The sequence below is a fragment of the Paenibacillus sp. UNC217MF genome (genome assembly GCF_000686865.1).
GTDB classification, from domain to species: Bacteria; Bacillota; Bacilli; order Paenibacillales; family Paenibacillaceae; genus Paenibacillus_B; species Paenibacillus_B suaedae.
In genome coordinates this window covers 376865-401552 of record NZ_KK366029.1, presented here as the reverse complement: position 1 = coordinate 401552, position 24688 = coordinate 376865, and the positions used below count along the sequence as shown (strand labels likewise).

Annotated in this window: 24 protein-coding genes; 7 read left to right on the top strand and 17 right to left on the bottom strand. The window is 49.5% G+C overall.

Features of this window, described 5'->3' with window-relative positions:
* Positions 1 to 49: 49 nt before the first annotated feature.
* From BP95_RS0126140 to BP95_RS0126110, 7 genes are all read right to left on the bottom strand, one after another.
* Entirely contained in the window at positions 50 to 565 is a 516-nt protein-coding gene (locus tag BP95_RS0126140) for a YcxB family protein (RefSeq protein WP_028533613.1), read from the bottom strand.
* 203 nt (positions 566 to 768) lie between these two features.
* The gene (locus tag BP95_RS0126135) at positions 769 to 1833 is read right to left on the bottom strand and encodes a DUF7309 domain-containing protein (RefSeq protein WP_028533612.1); all 1065 of its coding nucleotides are present in this window, start codon (positions 1831 to 1833) and stop codon (positions 769 to 771) included.
* 110 nt (positions 1834 to 1943) lie between these two features.
* Positions 1944 to 2534, bottom strand: coding sequence for a GTP cyclohydrolase I FolE (folE, locus tag BP95_RS0126130; protein ID WP_021256134.1), 591 nt, complete (start codon positions 2532 to 2534; stop codon positions 1944 to 1946).
* A 45-nt stretch (positions 2535 to 2579) separates the two neighbouring features.
* On the bottom strand, positions 2580 to 2798 hold the full coding sequence (locus BP95_RS0126125) for a YneF family protein (protein WP_021256135.1): 219 nt from the start codon (positions 2796 to 2798) through the stop codon (positions 2580 to 2582).
* A gap of 197 nt (positions 2799 to 2995) precedes the next feature.
* A complete protein-coding gene (queG, locus tag BP95_RS34355; protein WP_028533611.1) occupies positions 2996 to 4702 on the bottom strand; it encodes a tRNA epoxyqueuosine(34) reductase QueG in 1707 nt (568 codons plus the stop codon).
* Positions 4703 to 4931: 229 nt separating this feature from the next.
* Complete coding sequence (locus BP95_RS0126115; protein WP_028533610.1) at positions 4932 to 5492, bottom strand: DUF402 domain-containing protein; 561 nt, start codon at positions 5490 to 5492, stop codon at positions 4932 to 4934.
* Positions 5493 to 5681: 189 nt separating this feature from the next.
* Positions 5682 to 6119: a GNAT family N-acetyltransferase gene (locus BP95_RS0126110; RefSeq protein WP_021256138.1), complete on the bottom strand. Its 438-nt coding sequence runs from the start codon at positions 6117 to 6119 to the stop codon at positions 5682 to 5684.
* 515 nt (positions 6120 to 6634) lie between these two features.
* Between BP95_RS0126110 and BP95_RS0126105 the strand changes: the two genes are divergently transcribed.
* Complete coding sequence (locus tag BP95_RS0126105; RefSeq protein WP_021256139.1) at positions 6635 to 7252, top strand: superoxide dismutase; 618 nt, start codon at positions 6635 to 6637, stop codon at positions 7250 to 7252.
* 323 nt (positions 7253 to 7575) lie between these two features.
* Here BP95_RS0126105 and cysK read toward each other — a convergent pair whose 3' ends face one another.
* Positions 7576 to 8508, bottom strand: coding sequence for a cysteine synthase A (gene cysK, locus BP95_RS0126100; RefSeq protein WP_021261186.1), 933 nt, complete (start codon positions 8506 to 8508; stop codon positions 7576 to 7578).
* Between the two features lie 46 nt (positions 8509 to 8554).
* A complete protein-coding gene (locus BP95_RS0126095; RefSeq protein WP_028533609.1) occupies positions 8555 to 9232 on the bottom strand; it encodes a TVP38/TMEM64 family protein in 678 nt (225 codons plus the stop codon).
* A gap of 368 nt (positions 9233 to 9600) precedes the next feature.
* Between BP95_RS0126095 and BP95_RS0126090 the strand changes: the two genes are divergently transcribed.
* From BP95_RS0126090 to BP95_RS0126080, 3 genes are read left to right on the top strand one after another with little or no spacing between them, the layout of a single operon-like run.
* Complete coding sequence (locus BP95_RS0126090) at positions 9601 to 10281, top strand: chromate transporter (RefSeq protein ID WP_028533608.1); 681 nt, start codon at positions 9601 to 9603, stop codon at positions 10279 to 10281.
* Between the two features lie 57 nt (positions 10282 to 10338).
* On the top strand, positions 10339 to 10875 hold the full coding sequence (locus BP95_RS0126085) for a chromate transporter (protein ID WP_021256143.1): 537 nt from the start codon (positions 10339 to 10341) through the stop codon (positions 10873 to 10875).
* A complete protein-coding gene (locus BP95_RS0126080) occupies positions 10868 to 12076 on the top strand; it encodes an ROK family protein (protein ID WP_028533607.1) in 1209 nt (402 codons plus the stop codon). Before BP95_RS0126085 ends, BP95_RS0126080 begins: the two co-directional genes overlap by 8 nt.
* 714 nt (positions 12077 to 12790) lie before the next feature.
* On the opposite strand, the gene def is transcribed toward BP95_RS0126080, so the two are convergent.
* The 3 genes from def to mutY all read right to left on the bottom strand — a co-directional run bounded on the left by def (position 12791) and on the right by mutY (position 17843).
* Entirely contained in the window at positions 12791 to 13315 is a 525-nt protein-coding gene (gene def / locus BP95_RS0126070) for a peptide deformylase (RefSeq protein WP_028533606.1), read from the bottom strand.
* Between the two features lie 411 nt (positions 13316 to 13726).
* Complete coding sequence (locus tag BP95_RS0126060; RefSeq protein WP_028533605.1) at positions 13727 to 16504, bottom strand: endo-beta-N-acetylglucosaminidase; 2778 nt, start codon at positions 16502 to 16504, stop codon at positions 13727 to 13729.
* 244 nt (positions 16505 to 16748) lie between these two features.
* Positions 16749 to 17843, bottom strand: a complete 1095-nt coding sequence (gene mutY / locus BP95_RS0126055; protein WP_028533604.1) for an A/G-specific adenine glycosylase — start codon at positions 17841 to 17843, stop codon at positions 16749 to 16751.
* A gap of 202 nt (positions 17844 to 18045) precedes the next feature.
* Between mutY and BP95_RS0126050 the strand changes: the two genes are divergently transcribed.
* A complete protein-coding gene (locus tag BP95_RS0126050) occupies positions 18046 to 18423 on the top strand; it encodes a c-type cytochrome (RefSeq protein ID WP_081819979.1) in 378 nt (125 codons plus the stop codon).
* 179 nt (positions 18424 to 18602) lie between these two features.
* Positions 18603 to 18878, top strand: coding sequence for a hypothetical protein (locus BP95_RS0126045; RefSeq protein WP_021256150.1), 276 nt, complete (start codon positions 18603 to 18605; stop codon positions 18876 to 18878).
* A 93-nt stretch (positions 18879 to 18971) separates the two neighbouring features.
* Here BP95_RS0126045 and BP95_RS32160 read toward each other — a convergent pair whose 3' ends face one another.
* From BP95_RS32160 to BP95_RS0126020, 5 genes are all read right to left on the bottom strand, one after another.
* Positions 18972 to 19244: a hypothetical protein gene (locus BP95_RS32160; RefSeq protein ID WP_231515202.1), complete on the bottom strand. Its 273-nt coding sequence runs from the start codon at positions 19242 to 19244 to the stop codon at positions 18972 to 18974.
* A gap of 115 nt (positions 19245 to 19359) precedes the next feature.
* Entirely contained in the window at positions 19360 to 20304 is a 945-nt protein-coding gene (locus BP95_RS0126035; RefSeq protein ID WP_028533601.1) for a phosphotransferase enzyme family protein, read from the bottom strand.
* 20 nt (positions 20305 to 20324) lie between these two features.
* Positions 20325 to 20726, bottom strand: coding sequence for a holo-ACP synthase (acpS, locus tag BP95_RS0126030; RefSeq protein ID WP_028533600.1), 402 nt, complete (start codon positions 20724 to 20726; stop codon positions 20325 to 20327).
* A 156-nt stretch (positions 20727 to 20882) separates the two neighbouring features.
* Complete coding sequence (locus BP95_RS0126025; protein WP_028533599.1) at positions 20883 to 21713, bottom strand: ABC transporter permease; 831 nt, start codon at positions 21711 to 21713, stop codon at positions 20883 to 20885.
* A complete protein-coding gene (locus tag BP95_RS0126020; RefSeq protein ID WP_028533598.1) occupies positions 21710 to 22663 on the bottom strand; it encodes an ABC transporter ATP-binding protein in 954 nt (317 codons plus the stop codon). Before BP95_RS0126020 ends, BP95_RS0126025 begins: the two co-directional genes overlap by 4 nt.
* Before the next feature lie 513 nt (positions 22664 to 23176).
* Between BP95_RS0126020 and bioA the strand changes: the two genes are divergently transcribed.
* Positions 23177 to 24562 carry an adenosylmethionine--8-amino-7-oxononanoate transaminase gene (gene bioA, locus BP95_RS0126015; RefSeq protein ID WP_028533597.1) on the top strand — a complete coding sequence of 462 codons (1386 nt, stop codon included), beginning with the start codon at positions 23177 to 23179 and terminating at the stop codon, positions 24560 to 24562.
* Positions 24563 to 24688: the final 126 nt, after the last annotated feature.

The following is a 24688-nucleotide window of genomic DNA, read 5'->3' as shown; positions in this document are numbered from 1 at the left end:
CTTTTGTATACAGAGGACTTTTTGCATGGATGTAATATGTGATCACCAGTTAGGAATGTACGATAATCTTTTTCTTATGATGCTCCTCAAGAAGCTGAATAAGCTGTGTCTGCTCGGACGAGTTAGACAAGCAAGCAAGTGGGATAATATGTGCCTGCATCGAGCTGATGAAGATATAGATATAGTCCTTGGTCATTCTGATTTCCGGTATCGCATCCCAGTTGTAATGAGCGCTGCCGACCGGCGTCGTCTCATCAATTCCATGCTCAGCGATTTCCATCGTATGATCTCCGAGCCAGGCTGCATTTTCTGTGGAAGCAGACCAACGGATAACCTTTCTCTTAATCGAAAAATACATAAATACGTTCAAAAGCACCCCCAGCGCTACCCCAACGACAATCGAGTACCCCCATGGTTTGCCGATAACTTTAAGAATGATGCTTAAAAACAAGGGCAGGCCGATGATGTTCGCTAGCATGACTTTACGATATTTCGGCATGCTGTATATCACGAATTTATTAAATTTCCAATAGTCTTCCTTTGTAATATGCATTGAAATCTTCATAGCAGCACTCCTTTATTTCCATAGATAGCATAAACATCTTTATTCCCATTATACATGCAGCGATTTCATTAAGACACCCTCCTTTCCCGGGTAAGCAGTATAAGAAAAAAGAAGACACGACCCGCCTTTCAGCGAAGCCATGCCTTCTCCTCATTCCCTATTTATTAAGGACATATATCATTTATAACGTAAATAGATTCCTTCTACCCTTCTTGCTTGGAGAAATAATCGAACAAGTCTCCACGCGCTTCCTCCAAGTACGCCAGGTGCGACTCGCGCTCAATGCGAATTTTCAGACGCTGTGCTGTCTTCTCGAACAGATCCACGCATTCATTCGTGCGAATGATGAGCTTCTGTGGGCGTACCCCCTGCTCTTCAATAAGCTGCAAGAAATGATTCAGGAACTCCTGCTCAAAGTTGTCATCATACGCGACATGGAAGCCTACAGCTGCACGTGTCGTACGGTCTACCCACAAGCAGAGACGCGGATAGTACGGACGCTCGCCTTCACCCTTCACAGCAACAGGCGCATAGAAAAATTCTGTCTCCCATTGGCCCTTCTTATTCGGGAACCGATTCATAACATCATTCAGACGATCCCGATCTTCGATTTCAACCTTCACAGGACGCTCCAATACGAAGTCAGGATCCATCCAGCGATCTACCCACTCCTTGTTGTCCAGAGTACGAACCAACACTTGACCGGATTGCGGTGCTGTCATTACCTCATTGTCCTTCTTCACGCGCGCTGCCAGATCTATCGCTTGTTCTAAGGCGATCGCCAAGAAACTGACCTGCTTCTCGTCAAGCGTCCATGGAACAAACCCCGGGTCGTATGCGCGGAACATTGGCCATGCATTACGGCCGCGGAACCGGAACCCGAGCTCCTTGATCTGCGCCAAATCGTGCTTTTCCAGATCCGTACGGTCTTCGAACGTTACCATGATGCATTTTTGGCGGTGCAACCATGCATTCTGCTCATGATTGTCCAGCATCATGCTGTTCAGGCTCTCTAATCCTTCACCGCCGCGGAATAGCGCCAGACCGAACAAGTAGTCTGTTCCATTCATAATCGTGCAATAGCCCACTTCTCCGTCTTCGGGATTGCTCACGCCAAAGATCACGTTCTCCGGCATCCACTCCCAGCTCGCCTGCTTCTTGAACGCAGAAGCTGCTTCATACAATCTCGCCCACAGCTTCTGTTCCGCTGTCAATTCTACTTCTTGTTCCGTACTTTTCTGTTCCGACTTCTTCTTTGCTTCTGTCATGTGACTTGTAACTCCTCCTATTCAAATTCCCTGCTCTGTCCGAAAAAAACCCCGTCCCATGCCCGGAACGGGGTTCATCAGTTCATAGTTCACCCACATACATCACATTACTACTTAATCAGTGACAAAAATTCCGCGCGCTGCGCCGCATCCGTCCGGAAGCTGCCGCGTGTTGCCATCGTTACCGTCTTGCTTCCCGGCTTCTTCACACCACGGGCGCACATGCACAAGTGCTCGCCTTCCACAACGACCATCACGCCGTGTGGCATGAGTACCTCATCCATAATGTCGGCAATCTCGGTAGTGATCCGCTCTTGCACCTGCAAGCGGCGGGAGATTGCTTCCACCAAGCGGGCGAACTTGCTAAGTCCTGCTATCTTGCCGCTTGGAATATATCCGATATGCACCTTCCCGAAGAAGGGCGCCATATGATGCTCACATTGGCTATAATACGTAATATCCTTCACAATGACAAGCTCTTCGTGATTTTCATCAAATGCTACCCCTAGCGCATCACGAGGATCTACCTCATAACCGGCGAAGATTTCCTCATACATGCGAGTCACGCGTGCTGGCGTATCCAGCAATCCTTCGCGCTCAACATCTTCTCCGACGAGCTTCAAGATTTCCTTAATATGATGCTCAATCTTCTCGCGATTCGTACCAACCTGTGTATTCACATAATCCTTCAAACCAGCCACGAACGTTCCTCCTTCCGCCGCGCTTGTGAGCATGATCTCGTTAACTTAGCGGTTTTTCTTGAAATTCTTGTTCTTCATCATTTGCTGTGCTTGCTGCATCTGCTTCGAGTTCAGATTGTAGCCCATTTGCTTCGCCATCTTCTGCAGCATTTGAGGGTCTGATTGCATTTTCGTCATTTGGTTACGCAAGTAGTACACGCCGCCAGCGAAGCCGATGATAATGCCTACAATTAGTGTTACGATTGCCGTAATTACTGTCCACATCTTCCCATGGTCACCCCAACATCGTCAAGTTTAGCTCATTGCTTCTATATTCAAGTAGGGTACAGATTCCGTGAATGATCCACCGAAAACTTCACATAGAAAACGAAAAGAGATCGATGTGCCGTTCGATTTCGAATATACCGTACCGCCACTATGATAGCACGTACCATCAATCGTGACAAATATCCCCTGTTCCATTAAGGAGCAGTCAGCATCCGCTCTTCATTCGCCTGCATGCCTTCCAGCTTAAGGAGAGTAACTTTCTTGTCCATCCCCCCGCCGTACCCGACCAGTCGGCCATCTGCTCCAATGACACGATGGCATGGCGCAATAACCGGAATCGGATTGCGATTATTCGCCCCACCGACTGCTCGTACTGCCTGCGGACGTCCAATTGCCTCTGCGATCTGCTTATAGGATCTTGTCTCCCCGTACGGAATATCCATTAGAGCGCGCCACACCTCACGTTGGAATGGCGTTCCTTGGAAATCAAGCGTCAAATCGAACGATTGCCGCTCCCCTCTGAAATATTCCTCCAATTGGCGAATTGCCTCCTGCAGCCGTTCCGGATGACGCTGGAGGGCAGCCCGACCATATGTGCGCTGCGCCCAGGCGTTCAGACGCGCAGAGGTATCCAGCACACTGCCGAATTCAATAGAACACAGTCCTGTCGCCGATGAGGCAACGGTCAGCATCCCTATCGGCGACTCCATCTCCTGCACATAAATAGGCTCCACATGATTGTCGAACTGCTGCAAGGCATCATCTATCGCTTGCACAACGGCATCCTCCTTCTCACGATTCAAGGCTGACAGCAGCGCCTGCTTCGCATCAGTACCGCCAATCTGACCAAGCGCCCAAGCGGCTGTCGCACGAATATCATAACGCGTATCTTCTCGCAGCAAGGCACGCAGCTCCCCAACCGCGCTTCGATCACGAAAGTTCCCAAGCGCCACAATCGCATTGCGCTGGATCGGCTTCTTGCCGCGCCATGCAGCCGACAATGAGCCGAACTGCTCCTTAAATTCTCGATTCGATAATTGCAGCATTGGAACGAGAAGAGGCTTCGCCTTCTCGGGATCAGGCTGCATTTCGGGATGGTGCGTCCAGTTCATTCCTTTATTTTTGGGGCAAACGATCTGGCAAGTGTCGCAGCCATACAGCCGATTCCCCATCTTGGTCATCATCTCATGGCTCAAGATGTCCTTCGACTGCGTCTGGAAGGAGATACACAGGTTCGCGTTCAACTGCCCAGGGCCGACAAGGGCACTTGTCGGACAAGCATCAAGACAGCGCGTGCACTCGCCGCAGTCTTCTGTAACAGGCTCGTCAGACGGGAACGGAATATTCGTAATCATTTCGCCCAAGTAAATCCACGATCCCCACTGCGGCGAAATAATCGAGCAGTTCTTGCCGCTGAACCCAATACCTGCACGCTCTGCTACGGCCCTATCACTTAATTCCCCTGTGTCCACCATACTTCGTACCCGCAGTTCCTGTTCAGGCACTCGCTCACGCAAGAAAGCCTCCAGCTTCGCGAGACGATCACGCAGAACATGATGGTAATCAAGTCCCCATGCTGTCCGAGCGAACATTCCCCGATAGGAGCCTGCCTTCGACTTCGGCGATTCCTCCAGCTTGGAAGGATAGGCCACAGCAATGGCTATGATTGAGCATGCATCTTCCAGCAACAATTCGGGGCGAGTACGCTTGTCCAAGTCAGGCTCTTCGAATCCCGAGGCATAGCCTTGGTCAATGGAATGCTGCAGCCTTGCCTTCAATTCAATGAATGGGTCTGCCGTTGTAAAGCCGACCTGATCAATTCCGAGTGCCGGGGCGGCCTCTATAATATCCTGCTTCAACTGGCGCCACCGATCCTTGGAAGCACCCTGATCAGGCGTCATCCGCCCTTCATGATTTTGTTGTCCATGCGGCTTCTTCGAATCAAGCATCCCATTCACCTCCTTGTCGTCTCATGATGTATTTTCATATTCCATTCATTCCGCTAATGCGCTATGCGCTAATACTCAACAAAAAAAGCCTGTCCACAATCACCAACATCGGAAACGGCACCATGCATCCAGGAACTAAGTTCTGGAACAGGCGCCGTTCACCGATTTCATGTCTACTTGCTTACTGTTCATGAGGTTCGTTTAACAACTGCTTCCACTCTTCGTAATACCAACGTACCGTGCCATCATGGAATGGAGTACGACCCTGCTCAATGTACTCCAACACCTGATCCAGGCCTAGCTTCACCTTCTGCTCAACAAGCTCCGGATAATGATAGGTTAAGCGATTGTGCTCATACTCATCCTGATCCACTACTTGAACTTGCCCATCCGTCATGCGAATGACATCCAAATCATAGTCAATATAAGTGAAAGTATTGCCGCACCGATATGGAGGCGATGCTATATTACAATAATACCGAACACCGCATTCCTCGATAAGAGCAACAACGTTGAACCACTGCTTCGGGATGAGGAAGGTGACAGCAGGAATCTTGCTGACCCACTGCTTCCCATCCGACTCCCGAATCGGCGTCTGACTATTGATAAGGACGTACATGTCTTCCTTCACATGATCAGGATGCCGCATCGTGGAGGGCACAAGCCAGTTCTCGAGCCATACCCGATGCAGGTGACCATCGTGCTTGAAACTTTTCACAAGAGCTTCCTCATAACGATTCATGCTAATTCCTCGGCTTTGCGTTCAATTCGCTTTACTAATAGAAAAGCATATCTTTTCCCCGAATGCAACGGTTGAGAAGATATGCTTCCTTGTACAATGTTTGGCTATAGTAAATCGTGTATTGCCACTCTTACCGAATGAGGCCGATTGCGACCTTGCAATACATCTGCAATACAGGATTGCGCGCCGTTATCCTGCAACGATGCGCAGCTGCGACAGGGAGCGCAGCATATCCTTCGCTCCGTACCCCAATGCCTCAAACCATGGCAATACGACTTCTGTATGCTCGTCCACAGCAATCATAATGTTTTTGACGCGGCGTTGTTGGAATTTCTGTTCCAATCCCGCTACCAGTGCTTTGCCTACTCCTTGATTGCGATAATCTGGGTGTACGGCAAGGCGGTAATAGTAGCCGTTGTTACGATCAACGGTTCCGATGACAAGTCCGACAATAGCCTGCTCCCCACTAGATGCCTCATGTTCTGCGATGAGCACCAGCTCTCCGTCCAACGATAACTGACGCGCGAATGCTTCCAGCGTCTTCTCACAACATTCATCTGACAGTGATTCCTTCAACAACTGGGTTGCCGGAAGATAATCCGACAAACGAAAGGAACGAACATTCATGACTTACTCTCCCTCATCCTGAGCTTGGTTTCGTGATCGGTTGTCTCTCTGTCTAACACCTTTCTACGCCTTTACATTAAATCTGTATCTTGTGGTTATCTACATAGATTGTGCAATACCTTTACAAATACGACAAAAATCGCGAAAATCCTTCTTTATCTTTCAACTTCCATAAAAAAGATCGGAAAATCTCTCGCTTTCTCTTGTAAACGCTTTATTTAAAGCGTTTACATTACCCAATACAAGAAAAGGTTATAGAAATTGTAAAGAATTCGTATTCATTGCTAGCCCTGATCCATCGTTCTCCAATGGAGCATTCGTTTGAAAAGAACCATTTTCGGGTAATATGATAGCGTTGAATGACAGGTTGTTATTCATCTATTTGTGAAGAATTGCGAAGGCTTTACTTTCAATGCAGACTTTTGCAACATTTATGTTGATTTATTCGTTCGCTTCATGTTTAATTAGGTTAGAAGTATATAAGATGCTACATAATTATTAGGAGGTATGACACAATGGCACATCAATTACCAGCTCTTCCTTATGCCAACAACGCTTTGGAACCACATTTCGATGAAACAACAATGATGATTCACCACGATCGTCACCACAACACTTACGTGACGAACTTGAATGCAGCTTTGGAATCTGCTCCAGAATTGCAAGATAAATCTCTGGATGAACTTATCGCTAACTTGGATGCTGTTCCTGAGAGCATCCGCACAGCTGTGCGCAACAACGGCGGCGGCCATGCGAACCACTCCCTGTTCTGGGAAATCATCGGACCAAACGGCGGCGGCCAGCCTTCCGGCAAATTGGCTGATGCAATCAACAATGAGCTTGGCGGCTTCGACAAGTTCAAAGAAGACTTCGCTAAAGCTGCAGCTACACGCTTCGGCAGCGGCTGGGCATGGCTTGCAGTAGATGCTAACGGCAAATTGTCCGTATACAGCCTGCCTAACCAAGACAGCCCGATTATGGAAGGCAAGACGCCTATCCTCGGTTTGGATGTATGGGAGCATGCATACTACTTGAAATATCAAAACAAACGCCCTGACTATGTTTCCGCGTTCTGGAACGTTGTGAACTGGTCAGCAGTTGAAAAACGCTACGAAGATGCATTGAACAAGTAATTCATACATTGGCAACAGCCGTCCCCTTGCAGGCTTTCTGCTCGGAGGACGGCTGTTTTTGTTAGCAGCGCTTATGAGTGTTATTATCGCCTTATTCATATGCAGAAAGCCCCGACCTGCTTTGCACAGGATCAGGGCTTCTTATTTGCAGAGATTCATGTGTTTCCCTGCAGCTGAATGCTTATTTCGTTGTATGTTGTTTTATGTTGTTTTCTTGTACCATGTTACGTTCATACCTTGTTTCGCTGTATCTGTATGCAGTTACCTCGTCACACTGCTACTGACCATGACACGTATATAATAAGTATTCAGTCGCCTGCCGCTTAGCCTTCGAACAATGGCGTCGACAGATAACGTTCGCCTGTATCCGGCAGCAGCACTACAATCATCTTGCCTGCATTCGAAGGACGCTTCGCCAGCTGTGTCGCAGCTGCCAAGGCTGCGCCGGAAGAAATACCAACTAGGAAGCCCTCCTGCTTCGCAAGCTCGCGTGCTGCAGTGAATGCTTCTTCGTTCGTAACCCGGATGATCTCATCAACGATGCTGCGATCGAATGTGCTCGGCACGAAGCCAGCGCCGATACCTTGAATCATGTGCGGACCGCGATTGCCTCCTGACAGAACTGGAGAATCAGCAGGTTCAACTGCTGTAATTCGTACCGATGGCTTATTCTCCTTCAATACGCCACCTACACCGCTTATTGTCCCACCAGTGCCGACCCCTGCCACGAAGATATCCACTTCTCCGTCCGTATCGCGCCATATTTCCTGTGCTGTCGAATTCCGGTGCATTTCTGGGTTTGCCTTATTATGGAACTGCTGTGGGATGAACGAGTTTGGAATACTCTCAGCAAGCTCCTCCGCCTTCCGAATTGCACCCTGCATCCCTTCTGATCCAGGCGTGAGCACGATTTCCGCACCAAGCGCCTTCATCATCTTAATGCGCTCCATACTATACGTATCTGGCAACGTAATAATAATACGATAACCAAGTGCTGCAGCAGCGCTCGCCAATGCAATCCCCGTATTGCCGCTTGTCGGTTCGATAATGACCGAGCTACGGTCGATGACACCTTGCTCCTCGGCTGCCTTAAGCATTGCATATCCGATACGATCCTTGACGCTTCCGCCAGGATTGAATGCTTCCAGCTTCGCAACGAGCCTCGCTCCGAGGCCATGCTTGCGACTGTAGTTGTTCAGCTCCATTAGGGGTGTGTTGCCAATGAGCTGTGTAATGTTTGATGCAATGTTGGACATATTCAACTTTTCCTCCATAACGATATTATCGCAATTCCTTGTGTCGCTACGTGCGGCTACGCCTTGATTGGCATCGCTCCACGACTCGATGTATTCCATAAATGCCAGCCACGTACACGGCATATAGAAGCAAGACGACCGGAATCCTTGTCCAGTCTTGAAGCAACTGCTCGCCGACATAGGCGAACAGGAACATAACCGGCAGCTTCCCTAATACAGTTGCCACCATGAAGGTGCGTAGAGGGATAGACAGCATGGCCGCATATGCATTAATCGCTACAGCTGGGACAATGGGAATCATCCGTCCGATAAGCACAGCAGTGAATGCATTTCGTTCCATTAATTGATTAAAGCTTCGAAGTAAGCCGATACGCTCGATATACGACCTGCCCTGCTTGGATATCCCGCTTCGAACAGCAAGGAACATCAAAGCAGCCCCTACCGTTGAAGCCGCCACGTTGATCCAGCCCCCGATCCAGAATCCAAAAGTGGCCCCTATAATCCCTGCCACTAGACCGAATGGAATGACAGGAAATAAGGATATAGCGACAGCAGCAAGAAACATAATGATGAGCGCACCTGCTCCAGGCTCCATATGACGCAGTAGAGCAAGCAGCTTCTCATGGTACACCAAGATGAGTACAGCAGCGAGGACATACAGCCCGAGAGATATTCGCTTATCCAATGTACCTCCTCTGGCATCAGCTTCCGTTACTGGTTGCAAACGCTGCCTACTTCCTTACGTTAATAATTCCATATTAATATATAGAAGCCCTCCGCCACAAGCTCGCAGGCATTTTGCTCCCTTCCTCGACTGCCTTCGCAATAAGTAAATGAGAAATAGCCCCACACATGTTCCTATAATTTGCTTAATTTCTTCAATCATGACACCTCTTCGTGTAAACGAATCGAGATGCACGCCAACATGATTCCAATATAGATAAAACTCCCTCTAAAATCCAATAAATCGCAATTCATCTTCTTCATATTACGGATCATTTACATCGATTAGTTAAAAGTTTATTCCAAAATGGAATTAAGTGCGTTATACTGAATCTACCATACCACTGAACGGAAGGGATGATAATCACCATGAATCAACATGATCTCCGTCCTGCGCAGCGAATAAAGAAGCGCACCCTTCTCCTTCAATTGTTTCTGACCTTTAGCCAGATTGGACCGACCACCTTCGGCGGCGGTTATGCAATCTTGCCTGTCATCGAACGGGAAATCGCCGAAAAGCGCAAATGGCTAGAAGCAGATGATATGGGGGAAATCACTGCACTAGCTGGTGCCGCCCCTGGCGGAATAGGTGTCAATGTCGCCGCACTCGTCGGCTATCGCATTGCCGGCCTATCCGGACTCGCCGCAGCAGTCATCGGCATCTCCTTGCCTACCATTGCCATTATGCTGTTATTATGCGCTGGGGCAGCCGGACTACGTGATCAACCGTATGTGCAGGCAGCATTGTTCGGTATTAAACCTGCTATCGTTGCACTTATTGTATATGCAGCCGTGCGTCTGGGCACGCGCACCTTAACCAATGTGTTCACATGGACCATCACCTTGACCACATTAGCACTGCTGTTCTGGACTTCACTCCACCCCGTTATCATGTTAGCCATTGGAGCAGCCGCTGGTCTCGTACTGAATTGGATCACTCGCAGCAGCTTTATGGGCGACCATCCACACGACCGTTCCAAGCCACCGCGCACAAGCAATAGCGCCACCCGCTCCCGCCAAGCGAAGCAGCACAACAATAGAGCGGTCTAGGTTGATGGAATAGATATGGTTAGCCTCCCATAATCGAACAAGAAGGATGGATGCACCATGTTATGGGAACTCTTTTGGACTTTTTTTAAACTAGGATTTGTCTCCTTCGGAGGCGGATATGCGATGCTTCCGGTTATTGAACACGAAGCATTGTCTCATCACTGGATGACTGCAGAGCAGTATACGGAAGCAATCACACTCGCTGGCATGGCTCCAGGCCCTATTGCAATGAACAGCGCCGTATATGTGGGGTATACTGCATCTGGCTTGATCGGCAGTATTGCTGCATCGCTTGGAGTTATCCTGCCATCTGCAATCATCATGCTGCTTATTGCCACTATTTTCTACCGCGTGTATGATAATCAGTGGGTGCAGTCTGCACTTGACGGCATGAAGCCAGCCGTAATCGCACTGATCGCCTATGCGGCGGTCAACATGGCGATGCATTCTGGGCTCACGGCGAAGTGGACATTATCATCATTCATTCCAGTCGCAATCTTCGCCTGTGCACTGCTTGCGCTGATGAAGCTGAAGCTCCATCCGATAGCCGTCATCCTATTGTCAGGAATTGCGGGGATTGTTATATATGGATAAATCATTGGATCAACACATTCCTTCCTCCAAAGCGAAGGAAATCTTTCAATTCATTCGACGCACCGATGAAATCTCGAAGCTGGACTTGCTCCAATACAGCGGGCTTACGGTCAGCACACTGACTCGTGTATTGGAGGAGCTAACTGCGCTTGGACTCATCGCTGAATGCGGGTTTGGCGCTTCGACTGGGGGACGCAGACCGATTCTATACCGAGTCGTTCCTGATTACGGCTATGCATTCGGCCTTGATATCTCCCGCACCTCTTCCCGCCTCGTCATGCTGGACATGGCCGGAAATAAGCTCGATACATGTGAATGGGAAATGACTGCACTCATGACACCGGAATACTTGTTGGCAGAAGTAACGAAGCAGATTAAGCACTGGACGGGCAAGCATAAGCTCAGCCCAGATAAGGTACTCGGTCTTGGAATCGGCGCCGTCGGTCCGCTGGATCGATTCGAAGGTGTCATCTTGCAGCCTAGCTTCTTCCCTTCTCCAGGCTGGGAGAATGTCTCGATCGTCAATGACTTGGAACGACAATTGAACATGCCTGTCATGCTCGATAATGGGGCGAACACCGCAATTCGGGCAGAAGCGTGGGCCAATCGAGCAAGAGATGTCCGGCATATGCTGTACGTACATGTCGGCATTGGGCTCCGTTCCGCGATGATGTCCGAAGGCAAGCTTATCTATGGGGCTGTCGACATGGAGGGCTCACTTGGGCAAATGATCATTCAGGCAGATGGCATTCCCCCACGTACAGGGAACGGCAACTACGGCTGCTTGGAGTCATATGCCACCGTATACGCCATAGAACGCGAAGCGAACGCACTCGTCCGAATGGGTCGCCGCAGTCTGCTTGAGCAGATCGCGGGGGCAAGCTCCGACATTTCATATGCGCATATTATGGAGGCGCTGCGGCGGCGTGATCCACTGGCGACCGAGATTGTAACGCAGGCTGCTACTTATTTCGGCATTGGGTTAGCCAACCTGCTCAACGTTCTCCATCCAGAGAAAGTGGTGCTTGGCGGACCGCTCATGAACGCGAATGATTTATTTTTCTATACCGCAACACAAACAGCTATTCGCAAAACCTATCATTATCCGCAATATCAGGTCATGTTCAGCAAGGGCAGCTACGGTGACGAGGCGCTTGCGATCGGAGCGGCCTTCATGATACTGGACAAGATCACTGCATAAGAATGCATAAGGCCAGACACTAGACACTAGGGCATATAATCAGAGTGCTGGTGGCGAACAAATAGAGGTTCTGCTCACTGCAGAACCTCACTCTTCATTCGATAATAATTGCTTGCAATTGCTCACTCCATGGACTCTCTTACACTTCTGTACATACATGCCGAATTGTGTAAGTGGAAGACCGCCTATACAAAAAAAAGGGCAGTGCTGAGCACCGACCTCCCCTTTCGTCATCGCCTTATAAATGACCCTGCCGCTGTAGTAATTGAAGATAGTGCACATAATACTCGTTGTTCAGTGAACATTCTTCCCCTTGAGGAATCCCCATCATAATCATAAGATCATCAACTAATTCATAACACAATCCCTGCACGGTAAATCCGAGCATATGCCCCCCATCTTCACTAGTGAGTACAACTCGAAGCAGCTCTCCATTTCGAATCCGAATCCATTCCTTCTCCGATGGTTCCGGAGGCCTATGTTCAGCTTCCCGCTCCTTATATCTGGCCTTATGCTCTTCTTGGATGCCCTTCTCCGTATCACTATATATCCGGTTCAGAACATCACGATCCTCAATCTTGAAGCACTTGAATACCTGATATAAAAATCCCCCCTAATTTTCCCTTTTCAAAAGGGGGTTCGGCCAACATCCAATGGCTTTTCTGTATCACAGGTACATAACTGAGATAGATGGGGAACTGCTGACTACTCCCCTTAGGTACGCTGTTCTGGGGATGTCAGCCGAAGTGCATGAAACAGCGGCATATGCTGATGATTCGTTCCATGGACAAGATAATCATCCTCTACACGGTCAATGAACAGCACACCATCCAAATGATCCATCTCATGCTGGATGCAGCGGGCAAAGAAATCCTCAGCCTCCAATGTGACCGTCTCACCATCCCGGTTCATCGTTGTTATCTTAATATATTGATGCCGCTTCACTCTACCGTAGTACCCAGGATAAGACAAGCAAGCCTCCATCCCTTCCTGCTCACCAGCCGTCTCAATGACCTCCGGGTTAATCAATTCAATCAAGCCCTCTCCGACATCCATGACGACAACACGTCGCAAAATCCCAATTTGCGGTGCCGCAAGTCCTGCTCTTCCCTTCTCAGCATACAGGGTATCCTTCAAATCATTAAGCAGCGATATCGTACGCGCATTCAGCTCCGTAACTGGCTTGCAGCGCTTGCGCAATATCGGATCTCCAAAAGGTAAAATGATGCGTTCAGCCATCTCTCTACTCCTTTCTCTTTGGTAATTGCTATCAACCATCTTACTGGCAGATGGTTTACACATCTTGAAATCTTAATCGCGGTCTACTCTCTATTATTTCCTATGTTCTATTGGGAAGCTTCTCGCTTCATTTAACGCCGCTCCCTAAAGTACATGTCATCTTCATTGGAGTCTTCCCTATCCAATATAACATAAATATAATGTCATTATTTTTTCACCCGTTTGCATACCTGTTCCATCACACTATGAACCAACAATTCTCCCTATTCTATCTTCCTCTAGCCTGACACCGGAAGCAATCGAAGTAGAGGTTGTCCACCCAACAATCATTATGGCCATAAAAAGGGCCTCCCCCACGCCGACCATCGTCGACTATGGGGAAGACCCTCTTATCCATCTTCGAATCTTCGATTATTCAGCAGCTACATTCTTAATGCCTTGCACCTCGAAGCCGTAGATACGAGCTGCTGTATCTCCGCCTTGGGTTGGTTTCTCAACGTTAAGGCGAACATAACGAGCCTTGGTCTTAGCAATCGCGTGCTTGGACGTGCCCTTCTCGTTGTCCGTCACCTTCACAGCATCCGTCCAATTCTCGTCGTCCATGCTGAGCTGAATCGTGAACTCGCGTGTATTGAAGGCAGCCGATTCACCGCCAGCCTCTGCATGGTGTACGATGAACTGCGTTACATCATACGCCTTGCCCAGATCCACCTTAAGCCAGTGCTTCTCATTGCCTACTGCACACCATTTCGTATGCATCTCGCCGTCAACAGCGAACTGCGGCGCTTCACTGTCATTGACGAAGCTGGACGCTTCTGTCTTCGCACCCTTAGCCAGATCCTCTGCCCGGAACGCTGCTTCCTTGGATACCGTAATGAGCTGCGACTTCGTCATTACATCTTCACCGACTGCATTCTTCGCAGTCAGCTTCACTTCATACGTGCCTTCCTTCGCGAAGCTTACCTTCGGATTGCGCTCCTTGCTTGTCTCAGGTGTTCCGCCTGGGAAGCTCCATTCCCATTCTGTTGTCACTTCCGAAGACTTATCTGTCAGCTGTACTTCCTCACCTGGCGCTACGAACGTCTTATCCGCCTCGAAGTCTGCCTTAGGGGACGGATATTCAGGCCAGTCAAACGAAGTCATTGCCGCGCGGCCTTCCTCATAGTGACGATTCACCGGAACGACTGCTAGTTGCGTCGTCTTCTCCATGTCGCCGCCGCGCTTCATTTCAGACACATAGTAATAGTTGTTGCCTGTTGCGCCCATGAATTCACGGGAACCGTCCGGCTTCACACGATAGACTTGGTAATACTGCACATCGTCGCCCAGCGCTGTCCACGTCAAGCGAGCGTCTGCATAAATGCCGTCACGGACATCGTTTTCAATTATACGAACATCCGATACTTGACCTACTGGAGCCGGCTTCTCATTCATGTCGCGAATCGCAAGCTCCCCTACGTGTGCCAAGTACAGATTGTCATTGGCCTTGCCTTCCACTTGAACGGATATGCCAACAATCTTCTTGCCCGCATATGGGCTCAAGTCATAAGTTGCCTGTGTCCAGTCACCCTTCGCGCCAGCTGCCTTCGTATCAGAAGGCTTCACAAACGTATATGTATCCGGTGCTCCTTCGAACGCAACACCGATGTTCAGATCAGCGGCTTCCGGTGCATTCGACTGGTACGTCAGCGTCATTTGCATAGCAGCTGTCGCCTCTACATCAGTCTTGTACAGCTTCACATTCGAAGAGGCTCCTTCTGCTACCTTGCCTTGAAGCTTCAAGGAACTGCCGCCATAGAAGGAGTTCGAGAAGTCGAAACTTGGTGCAATCTTCTGTCCAGACTCGTCAACCATCCAGCGCCATGTCGGCAGAACGTCCTGCAGACTGCGGTTGAACCATTCACGATCACGGACCTTCTTGCCGAATACACTGAACTGCGTACCATTACCTGTATTGAAATGGGTCACGAAGTCAGACTTCGTAATGACCGTCTTATCTACGATATCATGCGCAATGCCACGCCATGCCCAATCGTTCGCTTTCGTCTTGGACGGATCGAGGCTATCGCCTACCCACAGACGCTGCTCCTTCTTCATGAATTCGTCATTCGTCTTAGTTGTATTGAACGCCCAGTCTGGGCGATACAAGCCAAGCGATGTCACCGCGTCCTGTCCTTCCGGGAACAATACCGGGAAGTTGTACTCCCCTTGATAGCCCCCGCCGCCTTCCAAATCCATACCTGCGAACAGCTCATGGCGATCCCGATTCAATTGCTCAGCTGCCTTCGGTGAGTTCTGGAATGGCGTTATGTAGTCGTACTTGCCTTCCTTCTTGAACTGCCAGCGGAAGTCGATGAACATATTATCTGCTACTCGCTCTTCCCCATCTTGGAAGAACATCTTATTGTTGTCCGTCAGTCCACCCTGCCATTTCACAGGGCCATCCTTCACCATGGAGTCATACCAGATGATTTCCATATTGGAAGGCTTGATCTTCTGCAAATATTTCAAAAACTTCTGCATATTCTGCGCATCTTCCGGCGTGCCGCCCTGTGTCTCCTGGTTAATGAACCAGCCGTCGAAGCCATAGTATTTCGCGACTTCAATCAGTTTGTCTGCAACAGGGAACGTACCGTCCTCACGCTGCTGGATCAGATCACGCATCCATTCGATTTTACCGCCGTGCTCCTTTTGTGGAAGAAATACGGTGCCGTATACCGGTACGCCATTCTTGTGCGCTGCATCAATTACGTCCGCACTTGGAGGAACGATCAAGCCTTCCCCGGCAGATCCGCCCCACATAATCAGCTTGTCAACATACTGCCAGTAGCTGAACGCGTAGCCATGGAAGCTGTCATTGCCTTGCGATGGTGCACCGCTCGTACTTTTGTACATCGATGCAAGCGCCATGACCTTGGCGTCTGACTTCGCATTTGGGTTCACCTTCGCTCCTTGTACACGAGAAGTGTCTAGCTTCACGGAGCTGCGGTTGAATGCCGCATCCTTGTCTGTCTGTGCCGACCACGACAATAGCGTATCCGGGTACCAATACGAGGAATGCGGCTGCGCAGCCTCTGCCTGGCCAGCGAAGCCAGCAAGCGATCCAGCAATCATCGCTGTGCTGAGCATCAAGGCAAACTTGCGTTTTATCTGACCTCGGGAAAGTATAGTCGGTTTCAATCGTTTCATTAGAATCCCCTCCAAAGTGACGACTTTCTCTTGATGTTGTATAGACAAATCCAATGCCTCAACAAGCGTATCCGAAGTCTCTCCTAACTTTGGTAACGCTTCCACAATGTTGTCGTGACCATTGTAAACGTTTACGAAATAGAAAAAAAGGGAACTTCCGCCTAAACGGCAAGCACCCTTTAATTTGTCTAGTAAATCTTTAAAATCTACACCAGAATAAATGTCACGAAAGTAACTAAATGGATTACTGAAAGCGGATTTTTAACAATCGCACGAATACATTCGGGAAAGCAAGCTCCTCCATCTCTTCTGGACCTGCCCATTTGTATACGGTATTGTCCTTCGGCTGCAGATTGCGAAGATTACAGCGGTACACGCGCATTTGCCAATGAATATGGCTGAACGTATGCTCTGCATCCATCCAGTGTTCAACGGGCGCAACATCTACCCCCTCCGCTTGCAAGGAATGATGCAGAATCGCATACGACTCAGCGTCGCTCATCCCGACGATGCCCACCTGCTTCGGTACGAGAATATGCGGCAGCTCCCACATCTTCGCCAGCAAGCCGGTATCTGGACGTTGACGGACAAGCACCTTGCCTTCATGTTCTCCAGTTCCCTCAATCAATGCCGCATACCGAAGCTCCGGTTTCGGCGGCTTCGCTTTTGTCTTGATCGGCAGGATAAGCTCTTCTCCTGCCATGCGTCCCTCACAATGCTCCATAACTGGGCAGAGCAGACATGACGGGGATTTTGGCGTACACACGAGCGCGCCGAGCTCCATTAGTGCCTGATTGAAATCGGATGCGCAGCCCTCCGGAATAAGTTCCTGTGCCAAATGCTCCATATGAACACGCGTCGATGGCTTCGCGATATCATCATGCAGGCGGAAATAACGCGACAGCACCCGCATTACGTTGCCATCCACTGCCGGTTCCGGCCGATTGAAGGCAATGCTCATGATCGCACCGGATGTATATGGCCCAATGCCTTTTAACGCGGACACCTTCGCCTTGTCATTAGGGACTTGTCCGCCGTATTGTTCCTTCACTTCTCGTGCTGCAGTCTGTAAATTACGCGCCCGGGAATAGTACCCGAGCCCTTCCCATGCCTTCAGCACTTCTTCTTCAGGTGCATCTGCCAGCGCCTCAACGGTAGGGAATTTCCCAATAAAGCGTTCGAAATACGGCTTTACCGTCTCCACACGCGTCTGCTGCAGCATAATTTCGGATACCCATGTGTAGTAGGGATTCGATTGACGCCGCCAAGGCAGATCCCTCTTATTCGCCCGATACCAGAGCAGAAGCTCGCGGCTGAAATATCTCTTTTGCTCGTCCATGACGGCCTCCTGTCTCTTGTCTATTGATTTGTCTCTAGTAGGTAGTATTCATCCTATAAGCGCAGTCTCCTTGCCCATTATACATGAAGGGAACCAGTTGTGAACGTTCTGCCAACAATCCACACCAGCGCTTGCAAGAGAGGTGCTGGAATTTCTATACTATTCATATAGAAATGTCCCAATAGAATGGAGGGCATCATCAGTGCCACAACGTCGAATGTTCACACGATTCATCCCAATTGTCGCCGGTATCGCCTTGCTAGGACTGCTTGCCGGATGCGGCGGAGGAGCAAATAGCAGCAATGAGAGCAGCTCAGGAAACGCCAAAAAATCAACTGCACTAGAAGGCCCAGAGGAAGTAGTCACCCTGTATAAAAACAATTGCATGCAATGCCACGGCAATGAAATGCAAGGGATGATGGGGCCAGAGTCTAACCTGCAAAAGATCGGCAGCAAGCTGACGAAGGAAGAGATTGCGAATGCGATTGAAAATGGCGGCAAACTCATGCCCGCCCAAGGCGGACGTCTGGAAAAAGAAGAAATCGACAAAATTGCTGACTGGCTCGCCAGCAAGAAGTAGCCTCTTCCCCCTCGAGGCCGATAACCCTATAAGATAAGTGCTCGATGAGTATTGCCAACATACGAACACCTCATAGTAAGCAAGGACGGCAATAAGCCGTTTTGCTTTGAGAAGCCTATCCTTTCAGCTATAATAGATAATAGATAACAGATATATGGGGATCGAAAGGGGATGTTCGAATGGAATACCTATCTATCACGATATCACTCATCACGTTATTCGTATGCTTATCTGTGTACAACAAGGTAAGCGCCATGGAGGCACGCATCAAGGCAATGCAGGTAAGCTATGACCACATCGCCCAAGAAGTCGGCCTGCCTCGACACCCTGTTCAAGACGAGGTGCTTCAGCTTGTACGCGAAGGCAAGAAAGTAGCTGCAGTCAAAAAGGCGAGAGAAGTGCTCGGCTTGTCGCTCGTAGAGGCGAAGCAATATGTAGACGCTCTTGAGGCCTAATGAACGCTTCATGCTTATCAGTATTTAGCAGACTCTTACATAAAAATGGGGTACCCTTGTCGGGACCCCATTTTCTATTTACGCTGTTTATTATTATCCTGGTGAAAAGGTTCCGCTCCCGCTCACATGCTGCCTATCATACAAATGGTCGACGGCCGATTCCCCTATTTCGCTCAGTAATGGAACACGCGACTCCCTACGCTCGCCAAGAGTGAACAAACTGCTTCGAAGCCCTTCATTCACCACATCCTCTGTATAGCCACTAAAGCTTAGCTGAAGGTCACCCGACGCCTGAATGGTTCCCTTCACGTAATTGGTGACCACCAAGGATTCCCCTTTCTCCTTGACGAGATATGTAGTAACCAAGAAACGATGAACTTCCTCAACGTTCGAACTGGAAAATAAGGACGGACGTACAACCAGGGTCTGTACGTGGACATGGCGAATCAAGCATACACACTCCGAACTCTCCACTTAACTGCTACGCAAGTGCGAATCCTAAAAAATGATCCTGCTGGACGATGGACTGTTTCATATTTTGCATAAAGATAACCTGCTGATCCGTCAACTTGCTAAAGTCTGCATAAGTATGGTGATACACATAGGAAAATACATGTCGATAATCGATGAAGTCATTCAATCGTGGTGTAATAAGCCTCGTGGAGCGATGGCTTGTGTAACCTTCCATCATTGCATCATGGAAGCGCTCGGCGAAGTTTCGCCGTTCTTCTGGAGCTTGCACAGTGGAGACAGCATGATAGATGGCGATCGCCACATCATATGCGTACCAATGGTATTCGCTGTCTCCGAAGTCAATGATAACTGGGGTATTCTGTTTAATCAGGAGATTGCCCTGATGAAGATCGCCGTGAACAATTCCATACTCTTCGGGGGTAACCGTCTGTTCAGACAACCATTTGCAGTACTGCTCCCATTTGCTCCGCACAGTAGGATCAAGCTGATGATGCTCTTGCTGGTACAGTGCATGCTCCTTCCAATGCGGACGGACAAGAGGAGATCCATCGTAAGCTTCTGAAGCCGCATGCATCTGCGCAAGGGCCGCCCCCCAATCCTTGAATAAGCGTTCATTCCACACTTGCTCATCATGGATCTGGATTCGTTGGCCTAATATCTTCTCATATATCGTAAAAAAGTGAGTTGGCAGGGAATGAACAAGTTGACCTCTTAAAGAAAGCGGTGCTGCAACCGGAATGCCGTATTCATGAAGATATTGCACCCATTCAACTTCAGACTGAATATGTGCCGTATTATGAATTCCATGCTCATATAGCTTTATAATGACAGGACTTCTCCCTACAATAGCTGCCTCGTATACATTAAGATCGTAACCACCAATTATATGCAATTCCGACCTGTCGCACCCGATGTAGTCACATACCTCCAGAAGCACTTCTTCCGGCGCCATAATCTTACTCCCCCATTCCACTATGTATCTGACGTACGCCATTCTACAATAGCCTGTGCCGACGCAATGCTCGGCTGGTGCGAGATGCTAAGATGAATGCGATATTCGCTGCTGGACAAGCCGAGCCGCTTCCAAGCAGCTTTGCTCAATCGGGCAATCGGCTTGCCAAGCTGATCCGGCAATATCTCAATGTCTTGGAAGGAGATCACTTCTCCGATTCCTGTTCCAAACGCCTTCACGATCGCTTCCTTGGCAGCGAATCGGCCAGCGGCGAATTCGACCTGCCTTCCTCCCTTGGTCGCATATACGGCCTGTTCGCGTTCTGTTAGTATACGAGCGATAAATCGTACACCGATGTGATCATGCAGCAGCTTGTTGACACGCTCAATTTCGATGATGTCATGCCCTAATCCATGTATCATCCTGATCCTCTCCTTCCATGCGGCTTCAACCGATCAATTGCAGATCAACGCTTCCAGATATATACATGAAATTAATCTTGCGGTAATTGTATCACATGCAAGAGGCGCTGCCCAACCTATAACGGCTGACAGCGCCCACATACGCTCCAGAATCAATTATTCGCCTACACGCCATTTCACCAAGAAATGAATCACAAGAATCGATACTATGCTGTACCCCAGCAGTACGATGCTGTTCAACATGACATCTGTTGTCCATCCAGTCAAAAGTACTCCCCGCATCGCCTCTGCCGCATATGTGGTTGGAAAAATATAGGCCACCCCCTGCAATAATGATGGCAGCTGATGCATATCGACCATGACGGGCGACAGAAATGTAACGAACATCATCAGCGCCTGCACAAGCATATTTGTCAGCTGATGATTCGGCGACCAGAACCCGATGCCTACACCGACGCCAACAACACTGGTCAAGGACAATAGCACAACAATCGGCAGCGCCCATGTAATATGAAAATCAATGCCGTATCCCCATTTCCCAAATGATGCAAGCAATACAAAGGACGGAAGGGCACTCATTAAGCCTTTCAGCATATTGGCAATTACGAAGTTCAGCTTAGATATCGGCAATGACAAGTAGTACGTAAAATGACCTTGATGCTTCTGCCACGATATCTCCTGCCCCATCGAGTTCATCCCCGTTACGATAATACCGAATATGAGGTTGCCGGCAATGACCCGGATCAAAGCTTCATGACTCGGATTGTCAGTAAAAGAAATCATGAAGAGCATGGTTGTAAATGGAAACATTGTTGACATCAACAGAACCCACACCCATGTGTCTCGAATGTTGGCGTATTGAATTCGGGTTAGGATTATAAACTCTGTCAACTTCCGCCCAATTCCTCTTGTACCTGCGAATGGGACTGCTGATTTGACTGCAGACTGGCTGACGATATCAGATCTGCTTGCTGCTTCTGATTTCATACATCCTGCACCTCCTGCTCTGCTTGACGATCAATATGGAAATACACATCCTCTAGACTTGGCGGCTTTACCGCGTATTCCTCGATCGGCAAGTGAGGAGAACGAACAATATAATCGAGCACAAGGCTCGCTTCTGATTTGTCTACGAGCAAACGAAGTCGGTTCTCGCCATCAATATGAAGTTGCCCCCACTGTCTCAAAGCCTGCTCGGCAGCCTCACGGCGGCCAAACTCCGTGGTCAGCTCGAATTTGAGCCGCTGATCGACCTTCTGCTTCAGCTTGGCGACCGCATCAATTACCAGCAAGCGTCCATGATTGACCACTGCAACCCGATCTACTACCTGCTCTGCCTCAAGCACGTTGTGCGTAACTAGGATAATGGTCGCCCCTTCACGATTGCGTTCCTTAATTAAATTCCATACGAGTCGGCGGTTCGTGGGATCCAGTTCATTCGTTGGCTCGTCGAAAATAAGGACTGGAAGACGGCCGATCAATGCAGTCCCGATGCCAATCATCCGCCGTTGCCCTCCAGACAAATGCTTTAGCTGCTTATCGCGAAAGTCAGACAATCCTACCATCTCCAGCAACTCCGCTGACTGTCTTACGGCGTCCGATTTTGTCATCCCTCGCAGGCGCCCGGTAAACTCCAGCGCTTCTTGTGCTTTCAACACAGACAAAACATGCGGATCCTGCGAGAAATAGGCAACCTGCTGTGCCACATATTTCGTATGGCGCGATACATCCATACCCTTGAATAGCACCTTTCCTTCTGTAGGTTTCAGGTGTCCGATCATCTGCTTGATCAGGGTTGATTTGCCCGCTCCATTGGGGCCAAGCACCCCCAATATTTCACCTTCTTGCACTTGCAGCGAAATATCTACATTCGCCTTCACCTTGCCGCGTTTATACATTTGACTCACATGGTCGAGTTCATAAATAACAGGATTCACGTTACACCCCTCCCTATATGGTAAATAATACCTAACGGGTTTGGTAGCAACAAGCGCCCATCGATGGATCTTATATTCGTTCTCCAGGTGAATAAGCTGCTCCGTCCGTAGACGGAGTACTTATAGACGGCGTCTCCCTGCTGACGATTTCCTACTGCTGACGATGTCCTCCATAAGCGGAGTTTCACTGTAGACAGTGTCTCTCTATAAGCAATACCCTCCTGTTGAGGAAATCCCCCTGCAGATAGTGTCTCTCTTCAGACAATACCCTCCTGTTGATGAAGTTTCCTTGCAGGTAGTGTCTCTCTTCAGACAATGCTCTCCTGTTGATGAAGTTTCCCTGCAGATAGTATCTCTCTTCAGATAATGCTCTCCTGTTGATGAAAATTGCTGCACTCCCCCTCGTGTAAAGTTCTTGCCCTGCCGAATCTTTAATGTTAACCTTTATTTAATATTATTGGTTAACATTAAAGATTCAGAGCGTTCGTTATTTACAAAGGAGCTGGAAATGAGATGGAAACAGAAAAACGGGAATCTCTTCTACATAAGGATCGTTCGTATGTCTGGCATCCCTTTACACAAATGAAGGAGTATGCCGATCGTGATCATGTGTTAATTGAACGTGCGGAGGGCATGTATGTATACGATGCAGAAGGGCGTCGCTATTACGACACCGTGTCTTCTTGGTGGTGCAACCTTCACGGACATGGGCATCCACGCATTAAGGCCGCGATTGCCGAGCAGTTGGATCAGTTCGATCACATTATGTTCAGCGGCTTAACTCATGCCCCAGGGATAGAACTGGCGGAGAAGCTTGTCCAGCTTAGCCCCGAGGGGCTAAATAAGGTATTCTATTCGGACAATGGATCGACTGCTGTGGAAGTGGCTATTAAGATGTCCTTCCAATACTGGCAGCAGATCGGCCGCCCTTTGAAGACAAAGTTCGTTTATTTGGAAGGCAGCTATCATGGTGATACATTGGGCGCGGTAAGTGTGGGCGGAGTTCCGCTCTACCATTCACTTTTCAAGCCGCTTCTGTTCCATGCCCACCGCGTGCCCGCGCCGGATATGCGCACTGCTCGCATATCCGGCCCTATTGGCGAGCGGGAGGTCGCGGAGGCGGCACTAGCGCCGGTGCGCGAGCTGTTCGAACGCGAGGGTGATACACTCGCGGGCATCCTCGTCGAGCCGATGCTGATGGGCGCTGGCGGCATGATCATGACGCCTGCCGCTTATATGCAAGGCTTGCGCGAGCTGTGCTCTGCGTACGATGTCCACCTTATTGCGGACGAGGTCGCAACGGGGTTCGGGCGAACGGGCAAGATGTTCGCCTGTGAGCACGCCGGGGTCAGCCCCGACATCATGTGTCTCAGCAAGGGGCTGACCGCAGGCATAATGCCGCTCGCGGCTACACTGTGCCGCGACAGCATCTACGCCGCGTTCTACGATGATTACGCGGCGCAGAAGACATTCTTCCACGGCCACAGCTTCACCGGCAATCCGGTGGCGTGCGCCGTGGCCCTCGCTTCCCTGCGCCTGTTCGAGGAGGAGCATACACTCGAACGAGCGCAGGACACCATTGCCGCGCTCAGTTTGGCGATGCGCGGCATTGCCGAGCTGCCACACGTTGCAAATGTGCGGCAGCTCGGGTTCGTTGCGGCGTTCGACCTATATGAGGATGTCGAACACCGCAAACCATTTGCTCCCGAGCAGCGCATCGGGGCGCAAATGTACGAGGCGGGCTTCGAGGATGGACTCATCCTCCGCCCGCTCGGGGACACCCTCTACTTCTGGCTGCCGCTATGCGCCACGCCAGACGATGTGCATGACATCGCCGCTCGCACCATCCGGGTGCTCCGCCGCGTTCTGCAGCTGCAAGCGCCAGCGTGCTTGGAGTAAACAGGGAACCAGCGGAGAAATTAAGCCCAGTTAAACATAAAGAAACAAATCATAGAAAGATGACTGGGGATTCGGATTCGGTCTCGGTCTCGATCGTTGTCTTAGTCTCGGTCTTGGTCTTGGTCT

Bases quoted from the DNA above. Each gene is read 5' to 3' on its own strand.
- BP95_RS0126140 (WP_028533613.1), bottom strand. From the start codon at position 565: ATGAAGATTTCAATGCATATTACAAAGGAAGACTATTGGAAATTTAAT.
- BP95_RS0126135 (WP_028533612.1), bottom strand. From the start codon at position 1,833: ATGACAGAAGCAAAGAAGAAGTCGGAACAGAAAAGTACGGAACAAGAA.
- BP95_RS0126125 (WP_021256135.1), bottom strand. From the start codon at position 2,798: ATGTGGACAGTAATTACGGCAATCGTAACACTAATTGTAGGCATTATC.
- queG (WP_028533611.1), bottom strand. From the start codon at position 4,702: ATGACGCCTGATCAGGGTGCTTCCAAGGATCGGTGGCGCCAGTTGAAG.
- BP95_RS0126115 (WP_028533610.1), bottom strand. From the start codon at position 5,492: ATGAATCGTTATGAGGAAGCTCTTGTGAAAAGTTTCAAGCACGATGGT.
- BP95_RS0126110 (WP_021256138.1), bottom strand. From the start codon at position 6,119: ATGAATGTTCGTTCCTTTCGTTTGTCGGATTATCTTCCGGCAACCCAG.
- BP95_RS0126105 (WP_021256139.1), top strand. From the start codon at position 6,635: ATGGCACATCAATTACCAGCTCTTCCTTATGCCAACAACGCTTTGGAA.
- cysK (WP_021261186.1), bottom strand. From the start codon at position 8,508: ATGTCCAACATTGCATCAAACATTACACAGCTCATTGGCAACACACCC.
- BP95_RS0126090 (WP_028533608.1), top strand. From the start codon at position 9,601: ATGAATCAACATGATCTCCGTCCTGCGCAGCGAATAAAGAAGCGCACC.
- BP95_RS0126085 (WP_021256143.1), top strand. From the start codon at position 10,339: ATGTTATGGGAACTCTTTTGGACTTTTTTTAAACTAGGATTTGTCTCC.
- BP95_RS0126080 (WP_028533607.1), top strand. From the start codon at position 10,868: ATGGATAAATCATTGGATCAACACATTCCTTCCTCCAAAGCGAAGGAA.
- def (WP_028533606.1), bottom strand. From the start codon at position 13,315: ATGGCTGAACGCATCATTTTACCTTTTGGAGATCCGATATTGCGCAAG.
- BP95_RS0126060 (WP_028533605.1), bottom strand. From the start codon at position 16,504: ATGAAACGATTGAAACCGACTATACTTTCCCGAGGTCAGATAAAACGC.
- mutY (WP_028533604.1), bottom strand. From the start codon at position 17,843: ATGGACGAGCAAAAGAGATATTTCAGCCGCGAGCTTCTGCTCTGGTAT.
- BP95_RS0126045 (WP_021256150.1), top strand. From the start codon at position 18,603: ATGGAATACCTATCTATCACGATATCACTCATCACGTTATTCGTATGC.
- BP95_RS0126035 (WP_028533601.1), bottom strand. From the start codon at position 20,304: ATGGCGCCGGAAGAAGTGCTTCTGGAGGTATGTGACTACATCGGGTGC.
- acpS (WP_028533600.1), bottom strand. From the start codon at position 20,726: ATGATACATGGATTAGGGCATGACATCATCGAAATTGAGCGTGTCAAC.
- BP95_RS0126025 (WP_028533599.1), bottom strand. From the start codon at position 21,713: ATGAAATCAGAAGCAGCAAGCAGATCTGATATCGTCAGCCAGTCTGCA.
- bioA (WP_028533597.1), top strand. From the start codon at position 23,177: ATGGAAACAGAAAAACGGGAATCTCTTCTACATAAGGATCGTTCGTAT.